Source organism: Amycolatopsis sp. cg5 (assembly GCF_041346955.1).
In the GTDB taxonomy this organism is placed as follows: Bacteria; Actinomycetota; Actinomycetes; order Mycobacteriales; family Pseudonocardiaceae; genus Amycolatopsis.
In genome coordinates this window covers 8,774,986-8,791,634 of sequence record NZ_CP166849.1, presented here as the reverse complement: position 1 = coordinate 8,791,634, position 16,649 = coordinate 8,774,986, and the positions used below count along the sequence as shown (strand labels likewise).

16 protein-coding genes are annotated in these 16,649 nt (G+C 68.3%); 4 read left to right on the top strand and 12 right to left on the bottom strand.

What is annotated here, in order from left to right:
• Positions 1–7: 7 nt before the first annotated feature.
• The 3 genes from AB5J62_RS39895 to nhaA form a co-directional block, all read right to left on the bottom strand.
• The gene (locus tag AB5J62_RS39895; protein WP_370945212.1) at positions 8–478 is read right to left on the bottom strand and encodes a phage holin family protein; all 471 of its coding nucleotides are present in this window, start codon (positions 476–478) and stop codon (positions 8–10) included.
• A gap of 87 nt (positions 479–565) precedes the next feature.
• A complete protein-coding gene (locus AB5J62_RS39890; RefSeq protein ID WP_370945211.1) occupies positions 566–1,666 on the bottom strand; it encodes a S1 family peptidase in 1,101 nt (366 codons plus the stop codon).
• A 140-nt stretch (positions 1,667–1,806) separates the two neighbouring features.
• Positions 1,807–2,988 carry a Na+/H+ antiporter NhaA gene (gene nhaA / locus AB5J62_RS39885; protein ID WP_370945210.1) on the bottom strand — a complete coding sequence of 394 codons (1,182 nt, stop codon included), beginning with the start codon at positions 2,986–2,988 and terminating at the stop codon, positions 1,807–1,809.
• A 168-nt stretch (positions 2,989–3,156) separates the two neighbouring features.
• Here nhaA and AB5J62_RS39880 point away from each other — a divergent pair, with 168 nt between their 5' ends.
• The gene (locus AB5J62_RS39880; RefSeq protein ID WP_370945209.1) at positions 3,157–4,614 is read left to right on the top strand and encodes a peptide MFS transporter; all 1,458 of its coding nucleotides are present in this window, start codon (positions 3,157–3,159) and stop codon (positions 4,612–4,614) included.
• Here AB5J62_RS39880 and AB5J62_RS39875 read toward each other — a convergent pair.
• The 4 genes from AB5J62_RS39875 to AB5J62_RS39860 all read right to left on the bottom strand — a co-directional run bounded on the left by AB5J62_RS39875 (position 4,611) and on the right by AB5J62_RS39860 (position 8,733).
• Positions 4,611–5,330, bottom strand: a complete 720-nt coding sequence (locus AB5J62_RS39875) for a VIT family protein (protein WP_370945208.1) — start codon at positions 5,328–5,330, stop codon at positions 4,611–4,613. The two genes, AB5J62_RS39880 and AB5J62_RS39875, sit on opposite strands and share 4 nt — an antisense overlap.
• 153 nt (positions 5,331–5,483) lie before the next feature.
• Complete coding sequence (locus AB5J62_RS39870; RefSeq protein ID WP_370945207.1) at positions 5,484–5,942, bottom strand: DUF6319 family protein; 459 nt, start codon at positions 5,940–5,942, stop codon at positions 5,484–5,486.
• Between the two features lie 143 nt (positions 5,943–6,085).
• A complete protein-coding gene (gene acs / locus AB5J62_RS39865) occupies positions 6,086–8,056 on the bottom strand; it encodes an acetate--CoA ligase (protein WP_370945206.1) in 1,971 nt (656 codons plus the stop codon).
• 101 nt (positions 8,057–8,157) lie between these two features.
• Positions 8,158–8,733 carry a GNAT family N-acetyltransferase gene (locus AB5J62_RS39860; RefSeq protein WP_370945205.1) on the bottom strand — a complete coding sequence of 192 codons (576 nt, stop codon included), beginning with the start codon at positions 8,731–8,733 and terminating at the stop codon, positions 8,158–8,160.
• Positions 8,734–8,825: 92 nt separating this feature from the next.
• On the opposite strand from AB5J62_RS39860, the gene AB5J62_RS39855 reads away from it, so the two are divergent.
• Positions 8,826–9,320, top strand: coding sequence for a phosphoribosyltransferase (locus tag AB5J62_RS39855; protein WP_370945204.1), 495 nt, complete (start codon positions 8,826–8,828; stop codon positions 9,318–9,320).
• Entirely contained in the window at positions 9,317–10,036 is a 720-nt protein-coding gene (locus tag AB5J62_RS39850; RefSeq protein ID WP_370945203.1) for an oxidoreductase, read from the top strand. Before AB5J62_RS39855 ends, AB5J62_RS39850 begins: the two co-directional genes overlap by 4 nt.
• A 330-nt stretch (positions 10,037–10,366) precedes the next feature.
• Here the strand turns inward: AB5J62_RS39850 and AB5J62_RS39845 are convergent, their stop codons facing one another.
• The gene (locus tag AB5J62_RS39845) at positions 10,367–10,678 is read right to left on the bottom strand and encodes an ArsR/SmtB family transcription factor (RefSeq protein ID WP_370945202.1); all 312 of its coding nucleotides are present in this window, start codon (positions 10,676–10,678) and stop codon (positions 10,367–10,369) included.
• Positions 10,679–10,734: 56 nt separating this feature from the next.
• On the opposite strand from AB5J62_RS39845, the gene AB5J62_RS39840 reads away from it, so the two are divergent.
• Positions 10,735–11,943, top strand: a complete 1,209-nt coding sequence (locus AB5J62_RS39840; RefSeq protein WP_370945201.1) for an MFS transporter — start codon at positions 10,735–10,737, stop codon at positions 11,941–11,943.
• Here AB5J62_RS39840 and AB5J62_RS39835 read toward each other — a convergent pair.
• From AB5J62_RS39835 to AB5J62_RS39820, 4 genes are all read right to left on the bottom strand, one after another.
• Positions 11,857–12,702 carry an SAM-dependent methyltransferase gene (locus tag AB5J62_RS39835; RefSeq protein WP_370945200.1) on the bottom strand — a complete coding sequence of 282 codons (846 nt, stop codon included), beginning with the start codon at positions 12,700–12,702 and terminating at the stop codon, positions 11,857–11,859. The two genes, AB5J62_RS39840 and AB5J62_RS39835, sit on opposite strands and share 87 nt — an antisense overlap.
• A 37-nt stretch (positions 12,703–12,739) precedes the next feature.
• On the bottom strand, positions 12,740–13,669 hold the full coding sequence (locus AB5J62_RS39830; RefSeq protein WP_370945199.1) for an N-acetylmuramic acid 6-phosphate etherase: 930 nt from the start codon (positions 13,667–13,669) through the stop codon (positions 12,740–12,742).
• A 23-nt stretch (positions 13,670–13,692) separates the two neighbouring features.
• A complete protein-coding gene (locus AB5J62_RS39825; protein WP_370945198.1) occupies positions 13,693–14,694 on the bottom strand; it encodes a MurR/RpiR family transcriptional regulator in 1,002 nt (333 codons plus the stop codon).
• A 208-nt stretch (positions 14,695–14,902) separates the two neighbouring features.
• Positions 14,903–16,645, bottom strand: coding sequence for a serine hydrolase (locus tag AB5J62_RS39820; protein ID WP_370945197.1), 1,743 nt, complete (start codon positions 16,643–16,645; stop codon positions 14,903–14,905).
• Between the last annotated feature and the right edge of the window lie 4 nt (positions 16,646–16,649).

Sequence of the window (16,649 nt, the reverse complement as noted above, 5' to 3'; positions counted from 1 at the left end):
TGGCGGGTCAGGCGGCGGGTTCGTCTTCGGCGTGCTGCGGCTTCAGCGCCGCGGCCGTCTCCTTGACGCTGGCCAGCGTGCGCTCCGGTGCCCTGATCTTGCGGACCTTGAGGTAGCCCAGCCAGCCGAAGAGCCCGGCGACGACGAGCATCAGCAGGAACACGATGCCGTACGCGGCCCAGCGCTGCAGCCACTCCGAGAGCAGCTCGCCGAGGAAGAAAAAGAAGAAGAACGAGCTGTACAGCAGCACCGCCAGCGCGATGATGAAGAAGACCGCGCCCTTGACGGCCTTCTTGGCCTCACGCACGACCTCGGTCTTGGCGAGTTCGACCTCGGCGCGGACCAGCGTCGACACGTGCTGTGTCGCGTCGCTGACCAGTTTGCCGATCGACTGACCGCCGGCCGCCGTGTCCTCATCCTTCGACAGCGGGAGGTACGGCACGTTGAGTTGCTGTTCCTGGCTGCTCACGGTGGTCATCGTGCCACGTGCGAGTTTCCGTGGCTCGCCGGGAGCGGATTGTGACCGTCGTGTCCGGCGCCGGGCACCGGACACGACGGCCGGGGATCACGCCGTCACGAGTGCCAGCCCGTAGGTCTGCAGGATCTCGTTGACCGGCTGGAACCAGGTCTCGCCGCCACCGGAGCAGTTGCCCCAGCCGCCCGAGGTGACGCCTTGTGCCTGGTCACCGGTGATGAACGAGCCGCCGGAGTCGCCCGGCTCGGCGCACACGCTCGTCTTGGTCATCTGGTAGACGGCGCCCTGGCTGTAGTTCACCGTCTCGTTCAGCCCGCGCACCGCGCCGCAGTGCCAGTGCGTCGTCGAACCGGACCGGCAGACCGAGGTGCCGACCGGCGCGACCCACGAGCCGCGCACGAGCGCGTCGGACACCGTGCCCCAGCCGAGCACGACCGGCGCAGGCCACCAGCCGTTGGTGATCCGGATGAACGAGTAGTCGTTTCCGGGGAACGACGAGCCCGCGAAGTTGCCCATGTACGAGCCGTCCCAGCCGACGGTCGAGCTGCCGGTGCCGCCGCAGTGCCCCGCGCTGACGAAGCCGCCGCGCACCGAGAAACCGATGGAGCAGCGGGTGTTGCCGTTGATGTAGTACGGGTCGCCGCCGACGGTGCCCGCCGAGAACGTCCGCGGCGCCTCGCCTTGGACGACCGTGACCGGGCCGGCCTGCTTCGCGGTCGCGATGAAGTTCTCGGCCGCGGCGTCGCGGTTGTTGACGGTGATCACGACCGAGCCGGCCCTCGGGTCGCTGCGCCAGCTGCTGATCCCCGCCGGCGCCTTGAGCGTGTCGATCTTGGCTTTGGCGGTGTCCAAAGTGGCCGCGCTGACCTTCGACGTCGCGATGTCCGCGCCGGTCGCCCGCACGGCTTCGGCGTCGCCCCCGTCGGTGAGGCCCACGACGAGCTTGCCGCTCGCCGGGTCGAACCAGGCGCCGCCGAACGCGGCGCCCGCCGCCTGCTCGGCGGCGGGCAGCGTCCGGATCGCCGCCGACTCCTGTGCGAGGCGGGCCCGCGCCTGGTGTGCGGTCAGGCCGAGATCACGCTGCATCGCGTCGGCCAGCCCGGGTGAAAGTTCCTGCGCCGCCGCGACCCCGGACAGCGAAGACATGGTCAACAGTGCCGCGCCCAGCATGAGGAAAGCTCTATGAGCCATCACTTTTCTCCTTGAAATCAGCAGGGAGGGAGAAAGCGCGCGCTGGCACCGAGTGTGTGTTCCAGGACATAGTGCGTCCAGTGCTGGGGCGATTGCTGTCCCGAAGAGGTCAGCCGCTGACCCGAAGGGACCGTTTCATGTCAAGAAATGTCTTGCGCGTGCGCGCGATTGCGGCGCAGCAGCAACGCGGCGGCGCCGAGTGAGGCGACACCGGAGGCGATCAGCACGGCCGTCTTCGCGAGTTCCGCCGTCTCGACAGGCAAAGCCAGCTCGGCGATCAGCAGGCTCACCGTGAAGCCGACGCCGCCGAGCAACGCCAGAGCTGCGAGGTCGCGCCAGCCGACGTCACGTGGCTTCTCGGCGATCTTCAACCGGACCGCCAGCATGCTCGCGCCGAGGATCCCGACGAACTTCCCGACGACGAGACCGATCATCACCGCCAGCGGCAGCGCGGTCGTGAACACCTCGCCGAGCGACGAGCCGTTGACCTTGATCCCCGCCGCGAACAACGCGAACACCGGCACCGCGACGGCCGCCGACCACGGCTGCAGCCGGTGCTCGAGCCGGAGCGCGGGCGCCTCGGCCTCGCCCTCGTCGGCGCGGACCCGCGTCAGCAGGCCGAGCGCGACGCCGGCGATCGTCGCGTGGATGCCCGACGAGTGCACCGCGACCCAGGTGACCAGCGCGAGCGGCACGTACAGCCAAGCCGTCCGCACCCGCTTGTGCTGCAGATACGCGTAGAGCACGAGCGCCGCGACCGCGATCCCGGCGGCGACGAGGTCGAACTTCGTGGTGAACAGCACCGCAATGACGATGATCGCGCCCAGGTCGTCGACGACGGCAAGTGACAGCAGGAAGACCCTGGCGCTGCTCGGCAGGTTGGACGCGGTCAGCGCGAGCACGCCGAGCGCGAACGCGATGTCCGTGGCGACCGGAATCGCCCAGGCCTTGCCCACGTCCGGGTGTCCCCAGGCGATCGAGACCGCGAGCACCGCGGGCACGATCATGCCGCCGAGCGCGGCGAGCACCGGCAGTACGGCCTGCTTGAACTTCGACAGCTCGCCGACCACGAGTTCGCGCTTGAGCTCCAGCCCGGCGACGAAGAAGAACAACGCGAGCAGCCCGTCCTGCGCCCATTCACCCAAAGTGAGGTTCAGGTGCAGCAGGCTCGGGCCGAGCTCGGTGTCGCGGAAGGTGCGATAGAGATCACCCCAAGGCGAATTCGCCCACAGCAGGGCGAGTGCGGTGGCGGCGAGCAAGATCAATCCGCCGGTCGTCTCGGTGCGCAGGTAGCGGGCGAAATCCTTGGCTGATGAGGTCACGGGCGCGGCTCCAGGGGTCGACGATCACTGTTGCCGACCAGACTTCCCGGCGCACCTTGACTTGATTTTAACGCGAGCCTCCCGTTGACCGGACGGTAGTGCCTGCCCAAGAGTGCCCCTACCATGCCAACTGACAACGATGTCTGATTGCTGAGGACGGACGAGCAAGTGAATACCTCTACCGAGGTCGAACTGGACCGCAGGTTCTTCGGGCACCCACGAGGGCTGGCGAACCTGTTCGGCGTGGAGATGTGGGAACGCTTCTCCTTCTACGGGATGCTCGGCATCCTGCCGATCTACCTCTACTACCAGGTCGCCGAAGGTGGCTTGGCGCTGCCGAAGACCACCGCTGTCAGCATCGTCGGCGCCTACGGTGGGCTGGTCTACCTCTCGGCCATCGTCGGCGCGTGGATCGCCGACCGGCTGCTCGGCTCCGAGCGCACGCTGTTCTACAGCGCCATCCTGATCATGATCGGCCACATCGCGCTCGCGGTGCTGCCCGGCATGGTCGGCATCGGCGTCGGCCTGGTGTGCGTCGCGCTCGGCAGTGGCGGGTTGAAGGCGAACGCGACGACGATCGTCGGCACGCTCTACGGCGAGAACGACGAGCGCCGCGACGCCGGCTTCACCATCTTCTACATGGGCGTCAACCTCGGCGGGTTCGCCGGGCCGCTGATCACCGGGCTCGTGCAGAAGGAGATCGGCTTCCACGTCGGCTTCGGGCTCGCCGCGATCGGCATGGCCGCCGGGCTCACCCAGTACTGGCTCGGCCGCAAGAACCTCGGCGCCAAGGCCAGCGAGGTGCCCAACCCGCTGCCGAGTTCGCAGCGGACGCTGGCGCTGGGCGTCGGCGTGGCGCTCGTGGTGGTCATCGTCATCGCCGTGCTGACCGGGCTGGTCACCGCGGAGAACCTGTCCAACGTCACGGTCGGCATCGTCATCGTCGCCTCGGTGGCGTACTTCGCGCTGATCCTGACCAGCAAGAAGATCAGCGCGCTCGAACGCACGCGGGTGTTCTCGTTCGTGCCGATGTTCGTCGCCAGCGCGGCGTTCTTCGCGCTGTTCCAGCAGCAGTTCACGGTGATCTCGATCTACACCGACGAACGGCTCGACCGGAACCTGTTCGGCTGGGTCATGCCCGTTTCGTGGGTCAACTCGATCAACTCGGTGTTCATCCTGATCTTCGCGCCGATCGTCGCGCTGATCTGGGTCAAGCTGAACTCGCGGCAGCCGTCCTCGCCGATCAAGTTCGCGCTCGGCGTCGGGCTGGTCGGCCTCGGCTTCCTGTCGTTCCTGCCGCTCACCGGCGGCGGCCCGAACAGCACCCCGCTGCTGGCGATGGTCGGCATCCTGTTCATCATCACGATCGCCGAGCTGATGCTGTCCCCGGTCGGGCTCTCGCTGTCGACCAAGCTCGCTCCCGAGGCGTTCCGCACGCAGATGGTCGCGCTGAACTTCCTCTCGATCTCGCTGGGCACCGCGCTTTCCGGTTCGCTGGCGAAGTTCTACTCGGCGGCGAACGAGACCGCGTACTTCGGCATCTCCGGTGGCGTGGCGATCGCCCTCGGCGTGCTGCTGGTCGTGCTCACCCCGGCCATCCGCAAGATGATGTCGGGCGTCCATTAACCGACAGTGGTCCCGAAGATCACCCCGACGTAGTAGGTCACGAGCATCGTCAGCGCACCTACGCCGACGTTGCGGATGATCGCCCTGCGCACATCGGCGTCGCCGAGCCTCGCGCTGATCAACCCGGTCAGCGCGAGGCCGACGACGACCGCGGCCGCACAGGCCCAGACCCGCCAGGACAGCGGCGGCAGCGCGATCGCGATGAGCGGCAGCAGCGCGCCGACCGTGAACGCCACCAAGGACGCCCAAGCCGCCTGCCACGGGCTGGTCAGGTTGCCGGGATCGATGCCCAGCTCCGCTTCGGCGTGCGCCTGGAGCGCGTCCTTCTCGGTCAGCTCACGCGCGACCTGGGCGGCCACCTCCGACGAGAGACCTTTGTCCTCGTAGATCTCCGCCAGTTCCCGTTCTTCGGCTTCCGGCATCGTCTTGAGTTCGATTTTCTCCTTGCGCAGCAATGCGCGTTCGGTATCGCGCTGCGTGCTGACCGAGACGTACTCGCCACCCGCCATGGAAAGCGCGCCGGCGACCAGGCCGGCGATTCCGGCGGTGAGAATGGTGGTGCTGTCGGTGGTCGCGCCCGCGACGCCGACCACGATGCCCGCCACCGACACGATGCCGTCGTTGGCGCCGAGAACCCCGGCACGCAACCAGTTCAGCTTGCCGCCGATGTTCTCGTGCGGCTCGTGCTCGTGCTTGGCGTCGACTGTTTCGGTCACGTGATAAGTGAAACACGGAATGCGCCGACCGGCGAACGTTCACATTCCCGGTAAAGGCAGGCAATCCTCATTCAAGAATGCCTATCCTAAGTACGAAAAAAGCCGGGGCGAATGCCGCTGTTACTCGGCATCCGCCCCGGCGGGGAAAAAGTCCTACGAGTCGAGCTCGGCCAGCGCCTGCTTCGCCTGCTCCAGCTGCGCCTCGAGCTCGGCGACCTTCGCGGCCTGCGCTTCGCGGGCGGCGTTGATCACCTCGTCGATCGGGCCGGACAGCTCGACGTGCAGCTCCTTGGCCGCACGCGAGACGGCGGCCGCGGGGATGTCGAGTCCCTGGGCGACCCACTTGCTGCCGTGCTTGAGCTCGGCCTGCCAGTTGCCGTCGGCGGTGCCGGTGACGGTCAGCGTCAGCTCGACCGTGCGGGTCTTCTTGGCGGTGGTGGCTGCCTTCGGGCGGCCACGCTTGGGCTTGGCGTCCTCGGCGGGCTCCTCGGTCTCGCTGGGAGCGGGCGCCGGTGCCGGGGTGGTCGCCTCAGGCGTGGTGGTGGCCTGCGGTGCCGAGTCCGTCTCCGGTGCGGTCGCCGTTTCCTCTTGCGTCAAGGTGTCCACGGTCATCGTCGGTGTCGTCTCCTTGCCCGGAAATGGTGGTGGTGCCGCGCGCAGTCTAGAACAAGCGTTCGACTCTCGCGCGCTGGGGGGTGCCGACGCGATAAAGCGGGCTTTACTCCGGGGAGTAAAGCCCGCTTTATCCCGGGGTCTTACTCCTCGGACTTGCCGGTCTTCAGTCCGGACGAGATCAGGTCCATCACCGAGGAGTCGGCGAGCGTGGTGACGTCACCGACCGCGCGGTTCTCGGCCACGTCGCGCAGCAGGCGGCGCATGATCTTGCCGGACCGCGTCTTCGGCAGCTCCTGGACGACCAGGATCTGGCGAGGCTTGGCGATCGGGCCGATCTCCTTGGCCACGTGGTTGCGCAGCTCCTGGACGGCCTCGTCGCCGCCGTCGACGGCGTTGCCGCGCAGGATGACGAACGCGACGATGCCCTGTCCCGTGGTCGGGTCGGTCGCGCCGACCACGGCGGCCTCGGCGACCGTCGGGTGCGAGACCAGCGCCGACTCGACCTCGGTGGTCGAGATGCGGTGCCCGGACACGTTCATCACGTCGTCGACCCGGCCCAGCAGCCAGATGTCGCCGTCGGCGTCGTACTTGGCGCCGTCACCGGCGAAGTAGTAGCCCTGGTCGGCGAAGCGGGACCAGTACGTCTCCTTGAACCTGGCCTCGTCGCCCCAGATGCCGCGCAGCATGCCCGGCCACGGCTTGTCGAGCACCAGGTACCCGCCGCCGCCCTTGCCGACCTCGTTCGCCTGGTCGTCGACGATCGTCGCGGAGATGCCCGGCAGCGCGCGCTGGGCCGAACCCGGCTTGGTGTGCGTGACGCCCGGCAGCGGCGAGATCATGATGCCGCCGGTCTCGGTCTGCCACCAGGTGTCGACGATCGGCGCGGAGTTCGCGCCGATGTTCTCGCGATACCAGATCCACGCCTCGGGGTTGATCGGCTCGCCGACACTGCCGAGCACGCGCAGCGACGACAGGTCGTACTTCTGCGGGATCTCGTTGCCCCACTTCATGAACGTGCGGATCAGCGTGGGCGCGGTGTAGTAGATGGAGACCTTGTACTTCTGGATGATCTCCCAGTGCCTGCCCTCGTGCGGGGTGTTCGGCGTGCCTTCGTAGACGACCTGCGTCGTCCGGTTGGCGAGCGGGCCGTACACGATGTAGCTGTGCCCGGTGATCCAGCCGATGTCGGCGGTGCACCAGTAAACGTCTTCGCCTGCCTTGTGGTCGAACACGTTGTGGTGCGTGTACGCCGCCTGCGTCAGGTAACCACCCGAGGTGTGCAGGATGCCCTTCGGCTTTCCGGTGGTGCCGGAGGTGTAGAGGATGAAGAGCGGGTGCTCGGAGTCGAACGCCTCGGGGGCGTGCTCGGCGGACTGGCCGTCGACGAGCTCGTGCCACCACAGGTCACGGCCGTCGGCGAGCGGGACCTCTTCGCCGGTGCGGCGGATGACGAGCACCTTCTCGACGGACTCGGCGCCTTCGAGCGCCTCGTCGACGTTGACCTTCATCGGCGCGGCCTTGCCGCGGCGGTACTGGCCGTCGGAGGTGATGACGACCTTGGCCTGCTGGTCGTCGACGCGCGAGCGCAGCGCGGTCGGGGAGAAACCGCCGAACACCACGGAGTGCAGCGCGCCGATCCGGGCGCAGGCGAGCATCGCGACGATCGCCTCGGGGATCATCGGGCACTGGATCGCGACCCGGTCACCCGCGCCGACACCGATGGACGCCAGGCCGTTCGCGGCCTTCGAGACCTCGTCCTTCAGCTCCGCGTAAGTGATGTCGCGGCTGTCGCCCGGCTCGCCGACCCAGTGGATCGCGATCTGGTCGCCATGGCCGCTCTCGACGTGGCGGTCGACGCAGTTGTACGCGACGTTCAGCTTGCCGCCGACGAACCACTTGGCGAACGGCGCATTGGTCCAGTCCAATACCTGCGACCACTTGGTGTCCCACGAGAGCCGCTCCGCCTGCGTCGCCCAGAACCCCTCACGGTCGGCGTCCGCCTCGGCGTACATGTCCGCCTTGGCATTCGCCTGCGCGCTGAAGGTTTCGTTCGGTGGGAAGGTCCGGCTCTCCGTGAGCAGGTTGTCCAGCGCCGGCGACTGCTCGGTCATGGTGCGATGCCTCCTGAATATTCGCGTGTCTTCACGCCCGTGGGCACGCTATCGACGTTACGACGCGAAGTAAAAGGTTGCAGCGCCGTTGCGCCCGGGTTTCACACCCTTGAGGTGAGGGAGTTACGGACCGCTGGCCATTCTGGTCCGGTCAGCGAGTAGAGGACGGTGTCGCGCAGCGTGCCGTCGGGGCGCACCCGGTGTGCTCGCAGCACTCCTTCCCTTTGCGCGCCGAGCCGTTCGATCGCGCGCTGTGAGCGTTCGTTGTTGATGTCGGTCTCCCACGCGACGCGGTTGGCCTTCAGGTCGTCGAAAGCTCGTTGCAGCAAAAGGAGTTTCGCCTCGGTGTTGAGCGCGGTGCGCTGCCAGTCGCGGCCGATCCAGGTGTAGCCGATGTGGAGATTCCGGTGGGTGGAATCGATTTGGTAGTACGAGGTGGTGCCCGCGACCTCGCCGGTGCGCGCGTCGATCTGCGCCCAGGCGAGCCTGCCTGGCTGATTCAGGATGGCGTCGACGAGCTTCGCGGTCTCTTCGACGTCCTTGGGCTGACGGATGCTCAGCCAGGTGAAGATCGCGGGATCGGCCGTCGTCTTGTGAAGGCCTTCGGCGTGCTCGGGCGCGAGAGGTTCCAGAAGGACGTGCTTGCCGCGCAGGGTCGGCTGTTCGAACCAGGTCATGATCTTGACGGTAGGCCGCTGGGTGGCTGCTTTGAATGGCCAATTTCGAAGCATTTCGAGATACCACTTCGGCGTTGCCTATGCTCGGCGGCATGACGGATCGGGAAGAGCTCACCTGGGATTTGTTCGGCACGGCCAGCCGTGACCTGGCGCAGACCATCGCCGACGACGGGTTCGAGCCGGACCTGATCCTGTCCATCGCGCGCGGCGGCCTGTTCGTCGCAGGCGCGCTCGGTTACGCGCTGGACGTCAAGAACCTGCACGTGATGAACGTCGAGTTCTACACCGGCGTCGACGAGCGTCTCGACCTCCCGGTCATGCTCCCGCCGGTACCCAACGCCGTCGACCTCACCGGCGCGACCGTGCTCGTGGCCGACGACGTCGCCGACACCGGCGCGACCCTGAAGCTGGTACGCGACTTCTGCGCCGACCACGTCGCCGAGGTCCGCTGCGCGGTGATCTACGAGAAGCCGCGCTCCGAGGTCAAATGCGAGTACGTCTGGAAGTACACGGACAAGTGGATCAACTTCCCCTGGTCCGTGCAGCCGCCGGTCGTCCGCCGCGAAGGTCAGGTGCTCGACGCGTGAGCGACCCACTCGCCCCACTCCTGGCTCTGGAAGACGTCGCCGCGGCCGTGAAATCGGCCCAGGACGCGGTTTTCGCCGTCCACCGCCTGCCAGCCAACCTCCGCGACGGCTCGGCCACGGCGTCGGAAGCCTCCGTCCGCGCGGCCCGTTCCTCCGCAGGAATCGAAGGTGCTTCGCTCGACGTCTCGGACGTCGTCAGCGACCCGGTGCTCGCCGGCGCCTTGCGAGTGGCCGAAGCATTGGAGTCCATGCTGCCGACTTGGCGGCGCGCGCCGCTGCAAGCCTTGGCCCGCTTGCACTTGCTGGCCGCGGCCGACCTCGTGTCCGATCAGGACTCACTGGGCAGGCCCGTCGAGGGCGCCGGCCCCCGGCTGGAATTGCTCGCGCAGCTGATCACGGGCGCGACCTCGGTGCCCGGCCCGGTTCTGTCGGCCGTCGTACACGGGGAACTGTTGGCGCTCAAGCCTTTCGGCTCGGCCGACGGCGTGGTCGCCCGCGCGGCGGCCCGGCTCTCGATGATCGCGACCGGCCTCGACCCCAAGGCGCTGACCGTGCCCGAGGTCGCCTACTTCCGGCGGATCACCAAGTACCAGGCGGCCGCCTCGGCGTTCGCCTCCGGCTCCGCCGACGGCGTCCGCGAATGGCTCCTTTTCTCTTGCGAGGCAATCGAAAGCGGCGCCAAGGAGGCCCGCAGCATCTCCGACGCCGCCGGCTGACCCCTGCCCGCCCCAATGCGTCGTTCGGTCCTTGCCACGTCCCGAATGCGTCTTTCGGTCCCTGGTGGGTCCCGAATGCGTCTTTCGGTCCCTGGTGGGTCCCGAATGCGTCTTTCGGTACCTGGGGTTACCCCAATGCGTCGTTCGGTCCTTGCCACGTCCCCAATGCGTCTTTCGGTCCGTGGCAGGTCCCAATGCGTCTTTCGGCACCTACGAGGTACCCGACGACGCATTGGGGATAGGCGTAGCCCGAAAGGGGCGTTGGTCAGGTCTCATAGCCCGAAAGCCACTTTCGGCAGATCGCATCTGACTAAAGTGGCTTTCGGGCTTTCACGGGCGGGTCAGGATCGCGTCGAGGAGGCCGGGGAAGCGGGCGTGGACGTCGGCGGTACGGAGCTCTACCCAGCGTTTGCGGCCTTCGGTGAACGTGGTGGTCACGCCTGCTTCGCGTAGGACGCGCCAGTGGTGGGAGAGGGTCGGCGCGCTGATGTCGACGTCGTATGCGTCGAGGCCGCAGGGGCACGGGCCGTCGCCGTCGCGCAGTGCGCGGACCAGTTCGAGGCGTACCGGGTCGGCCAAGGCCTGAAGCAGCGTCACGATCTCCAGCGCCTCGCGGGGCGGCTGTGGCAACGTCCTGGCCACCGGGCACTCCTTTAGATTGTTTGACAAGCGTCGAACTGTTGACCCACTATACCCGCATGACGATTCGACGATCATCGAATGATCGGCTCGTTCTGGGGCCCCTGCTCATCCTCGCCGTCGGGACCTTCATCCTCGGCACCGACGGTTTCGTCCTGAACGGGCTGCTGCCCACCATCGCCGCCGACCTGCACGTCTCGGAGTCCGTCGCAGGCCAGCTGACGACGGTCTTCGCCGCCACCTACGCGATCGGCTCGCCGCTGATCGCCGCCTTCACCGGGGCATGGGACCGCAAACGCCTGCTCGGCGCCGGGCTCGTGCTGTTCACCGCCGGCATGGCCGGGCAGGCGCTCGGGGAGAGCTTCACGGTCGTCGCCGTCGCGAGGGTGCTCGCCGCGCTCGGTGCGGCCGCCTTCCAGGCGAACGCGTACGTCATGGCGAGCGCGATCGCGCCGGAAGCGCACCGCGGCCGCGCGCTGGCGACCGTCGCGGCCGGGATGAGTGTGTCGATGGTGCTGGGGGTGCCGATCGGGGTGCTCGCCGGGAACCTGGTCGGCTGGCGCACGGTCATGTGGGGCATCGGCGCGCTCGGAATCCTTGTCGCGCTCGCGGTTCCGCTCCTGCCGTCGGTGCGCGTGCCGACCACGGGACTGCGCGACCGGCTCGCGGTCGTCGTGCGGCCGCCGATCGCGCGCGTGCTCGGGGTGACCGTGCTGGCCATGCTCGCGACCTTCGGCGTCGCCACCTATCTGCCGGTGATCGCGAAGGACGTCGCCGCCGGTGCCGTGCTCGCGTGGGTGCTCGTCGGCAACGGCATCGGGCAGGTCATCGGGACGACGCTGGCAGGCCGCTGGACCGATCGGCTCGGCCCAGACCGCGTGCGGCTCATCTCGCTGTCCGGGGTGGCGACCGCGTTGCTGCTGCTCGATTTCGCCGTGCTGAGCCTGCCGTCGACGATTGTCTACGCGTTGCTGATCGGTGGTTTCTCGGGAATGTTGATGGTGCCGCAGCAACACCGGCTGTTCTCACTCGCGCCGGACGCGCCGTCGGTCGCACTGGGGCTCAACGGGTCCGCGATCTACGCGGGCGGCGCGCTCGGCTCGGCTGTCGGCGGCACCGTGCTCGCCGTCGCCGGCCCGAAGTGGCTTGGCCCGGTCGCGGCGGTTTCCGTGCTGCTCGCGCTAGCCCTCTCGGCGCGCCGTGAAAAGCAGGCTCCGGCCCATGATCGCGTCCATGCCGGAAGTGAGCGGCCTGCCGAAGCGCGCTGACACCTCGGTCGCCTCTTCGGTGGACACGGTCCAGCCGACGGTGTCCAGCCACTTCGCGAGATCGCGGCGCGGCTCGATGTTCCAGAGTCCGATGATGTCGACGCCGTAGCGTTCGGCGGCTTCGGCGAACAACGGGTCGTCCCGCATCTCCTCGAACTCCCAGCCGTGCACGTACTCGACCGAAAGCATGCTGCCGGGCGCCGAAAGCGCGTGGACCGTCTCGGCCAGCTCCTCCTCGGCCGCGGCGGGCAAGTACTGCACCAAACCTTCGAGCAGCCAAGCGGTCGGTTCGTCCGCGTCGAAGCCGGCGGCGGCCAGCGATTTCTCCCAGTCGCCGCGCAGGTCGGCCGCCACCGTGTGGCGCACGCAGCGGGCGTGCGCGCCTGCGGAGTCGAGGACGCGCTGCTTGAACTCGTGCATCCGTGCCTGGTCGATCTCGAACAGCACGGTCCCGTCCGGCCAGCCCAGCCGCTGGGCGCGGACGTCGAGACCGGCGGCGAGTATCGCCACCTGCCTTATCCCCGCCGCCATCGCGGCGTGGAAGTAGTCGTCGAAATACCTGGTGCGCACCGCGACGTAGGTCACGCCGCTGTCCGCCTGCACCCGCGCCGGGTCCGGCACGGTGATGCCTGCCGCCGCCAGGAACCGGCCCGCGAGCGGGTCGGCCACCAGCCCGCCGGGTTTCCCGTGCTCCAGTGCGCGCGCCATCGCCACACCGAGCGCGGTCGAACCGACTTCGGCCGCGTAGTACTCGTCCATGCCAGAACAGTGGCATCGATCGAGCGAACCGAACTGACTAACTCGCCCTTATGTGCAACGAATCCAGTGCCTTGCGGACATGACCGTCGTTGGCCGACAACGCGGCCGCCGCGCCGCGGACGTCCACCCCGGAGAGCAGGTGGACCAGCGCGACCTTCAGTTCGCCGTCGGCCTCGGTGAGCGCGTCGGAGCACACCGCCATGGTCATGCCGGTGGCCTCCTGCAGGATCCGCACCGTCCGGCCGCGCAGCTTCGCGTTGGTCGCGCGCATGCTGACCATCAGGTTCGAATACGTCCTGCCGAGCTTGATCATCGTCGCCGTCGAGAACGAGGTGAGGATCAGCTTCTGCGCGGTGCCCGCCTTCATCCTGGTCGAGCCCGCGATGGCCTCCGGTCCGGTGTCGACGGCGATGAGCACGTCGACGCCAGGCGGCTTCGATCCCTTGGCGTTGCCGGACACGAGCCCGGTCTTCGCGCCGCGACGGGCCGCCGCGGCGAGCGCGCCGAGCACGAACGGGGTCCGGCCGGACGCGGTGAGCCCGAGCACGAAGTCACCCGGCTCCACCGACGCGGTCATCTCGGCCGCACCGGCGATCGCGTCGTCCTCGGCGTTCTCCACGGCCTGGCGCAGTGCCCGCTCGCCACCCGCGTGGTGGGCGACGAACAGGTCCGGCGGCACGTTGAACGTGGGCACCAGCTCGGCCGCGTCGAGCGTGGCCAGCCTGCCGGACGTACCGGCCCCGACATAGTGCACCCGGCCACCGCCGCGCAGCGCTTCCACGGCGTGGTCGACGGCGACGGCCAGCTGGCCCAGCACCGCGTTCACCGCGTCCGGCACCCGGCGGTCCTCGGCGTTGATCGCGCCGAGGATGCCGATGGTCGACATCAGGTCGATGTCGGTGGTGCGCGGGTTCCGCTGCTCGGTCGGCGAATCGACGTGCACCACCTGCCGTGGGACGGTCATCATGCGCCTCGCTTCTAAGTCATCGTTCATTTGCCGGTTTCCCGGGGCCGCCGCCTGCCGTCGGGGCGGACTCCGAGCCTGTGTGAGCCGACGGCGTCACGCGTCGCGTCGAGCGCGTTGACGGCGTCGTCCATGTGCCGCTGCGCGACACCGATGAAGAGACAGTCGATGACGGTGAGCTGCGCGATGCGGCTCGCCGTGGCGCCGGAGCGGAACGTGGTCTCGCGGGCGGCCGTGGTGAGCACGTGGTCGGCGACCTCGGTGATCGGCGAGCGCGGGAAGTTCGTCAGCGCGATGGTGGTCGCGCCGTGCTCACGGGCCACGCGCAGCGCCTCGACGGTGTCGGTGGTGGCGCCGGTGTGCGAGATGCCGACCGCGACGTCCGCGTCACCCAGCACGGCGGCCGAGGTCAGCATGATGTGCGTGTCCGACCAGGCGAAGCTGATCCGGCCGATGCGGTGCAGCTTCTGCTGCAGGTCGGCCGCGACGAAGGCGCTCGCGCCGACGCCGTAGACGTCCACCCGGCCCGCGGAGGCGAGCAGGTCGATGACCTTCTGCAGGGTCTCGACCTCGATCTGCTCGGCGGTCTCCTCGACGGCGCGCGCGTCGGCGAAGCTGACCTTGTTGATGACCGACTGCAGGTCGTCGTCCGGGCTGATCTCGCCGCCGAGGTTGCGGCTGGAGCGGGCTTCGGAGCGCGCGGTGTCCGCGGCCAGCGCGATGCGCAGCTGCGGGTAGCCGCCGACGCCGACGGCCTTGCAGAACCTGGTGACCGTGGTCTCGCTGGTGTTCGCGGCGAGCGCCACCTCGGTGATGCTGCGGCGCGCGACGGACGCGGGGTCTTCGAGGACGACCTTGGCGACGCGCTGCTCGGCGCGGGCCAGGCCGGGCAGGAGCGAGCGGATTCGGACGAGCGGGCTCGCCTCCGCGTCGCGCACCTGGTGCTGCACAGGCACGGACTCGGGCGGTGCCGTCACCGTCACTGAATCGGCAGTGTCCACCGTGGGAAAGTTACTAACCGTCGGCATTTGAGACAAGGCTACCCACACCCTTCGGGGAGATCGCAACCCATCCGTGTCTGCGGATGCTTTTGCGATTAATCGTTGAACTGAAAGTCGCTAACCAGGTCCCAGTCGTTAACGTCCCCGAGCTAACAGATTGGCAACGTAGAGTCGCACTGTAACGGGGGCAATCCCGCTCAGCGGCACGCTATTTTTGCCAGATTCTTACCTTCAGTCACCGAGAGTGGAGCACCCAGCCCGATGCGGTGAAGATTGACGGGTGATGCTCACCGTCGATAACCGTGCGACCGCTCTCCGTCACCCGGATGTCATCAAGCTGTATCCCGCGTCCCGTGTAACGGGCGTCGGTCGCGTAGCGCCACCGAAGTATTACCGGAACGGCTGTAGTCACGTTCGCGATTACTCGCCACCACTGGCGGTGACCATGGCCGGACAACGAAACCGATTCAGAAAGCGGTGCTCCCGGCCCCTCCGCCCGCATCTTCACCGGGGTCCATGACACCCCGTCCGCACTCGACTCCAAGGAGAGAAGGTCAGTTTCTTCCGAGTCGACGAAGGCGTCGAAAGTCACCTTGAGCGAACCCGCCTTGACCTGGGGAGTCGTCAGCGTGGCCGAACTCGCGTCCCCGATCGTGGTGGCCCAATGATCGCGCCCGGCCTCCGGGCGGACCGCCATGGCACGTGCGAGCGAGCTCGCCCAGGTTTCGCGGGCGAGGTTGATCGAGCCCCAGCTGCGGCTCGGGTGCACCCGGTTGGTCAGCAGGATGGCCACCGAGCGCGATTCGGGGTCGATGACGAACGAGGTGCCCGTGTAACCGGTGTGCCCCGCGGTGCTCGGCGACGCCAGCGCGCCCATGTACCACATCTGGTCGAGCTCGAAGCCCAGTCCGTGGTTGTTGCCGGGGAACGCCTGGTTGTAGTCCGTGAGCATGCTCCGGACGGTCTCCGGCCGCAGGATCCGGTGCCCCCGGTAGCTGCCGCCGTTGAGGATGGCCTGGCCGAGCACGACCATGTCACCCGCGGTCGAGAACACCCCGGCGTGCCCGGCGATGCCGCCGAGTGACCAGGCGTTCTCGTCGTGCACCGAGCCGCGGACCATGCCGCGCGGCGGGTTCGACTGGAACTCGGTCGCCGCGACCCGGTCCAGCTTCGACGCGGGCGGGTTGTAGCCGGTGTCGGCCATGCCCAGCGGCGCGGTGATCCGGTCGCGCACGACGGCGTCGAGCGTCGAGCCGGTCAGCTTCTCGACGAGGAAGCCCAGCGTCAGCAGGTTGATGTCGGAGTAGAGGTACGTCGTGCCCGGCGCGTTCTTGAGCTTGCTGTCCAGCACGGCCTTGCGGCGCGACGGGATGTCCGGGTAGCCGGCCCACAGCGACGGCCTTGGGTCGGCGTCGAAGCCCGAAGTGTGCGTGAGCAGCTGCTTGACCGTGATGGTCTCCTTGCCGTTCACCCCGAACTCGGGCAGATAGGTGATGACCGGGGCGTCGAGCGCGACCTTGCGCTGCTCGACCAGCTGCAGCACGGCGATCGAGGTGAACAGCTTGGACACCGACGCCATGTCGAAGATGGTGTCCATCCGCATCGGCACCTGCTGCGCCGGCGGCAGCTCGGTGCCCGTGGCGTCGGCGTACCGGACGGCGCCGCCGACCGTGTACCTGTCGACGATCACGCCGTTGGTGGCGAGCAGGCCGACCGCGCCGGAGAAGTGCGGGTGGCCGGTGATGTCCGGCTTGGTCCAGCCCTCCAGGAACCGCTCGGCCGCCTTGATCGGCGCCGGGTCCAGTCCGGCGCTCGACGGCGAGCCGTCGCGCAGCGTGGTCCACGACGGCGCGAAGTCACGGTGCGGACGGTCGAACCGCCCGCTCGTGTGGCCGTCGGTGCTCGCCATCGCGCTCGTTCCGGAGAAGGTGACCGCCGCGGCGCTCACCATCGCCGCGACCCGGATCCACCTTTTCATGCGT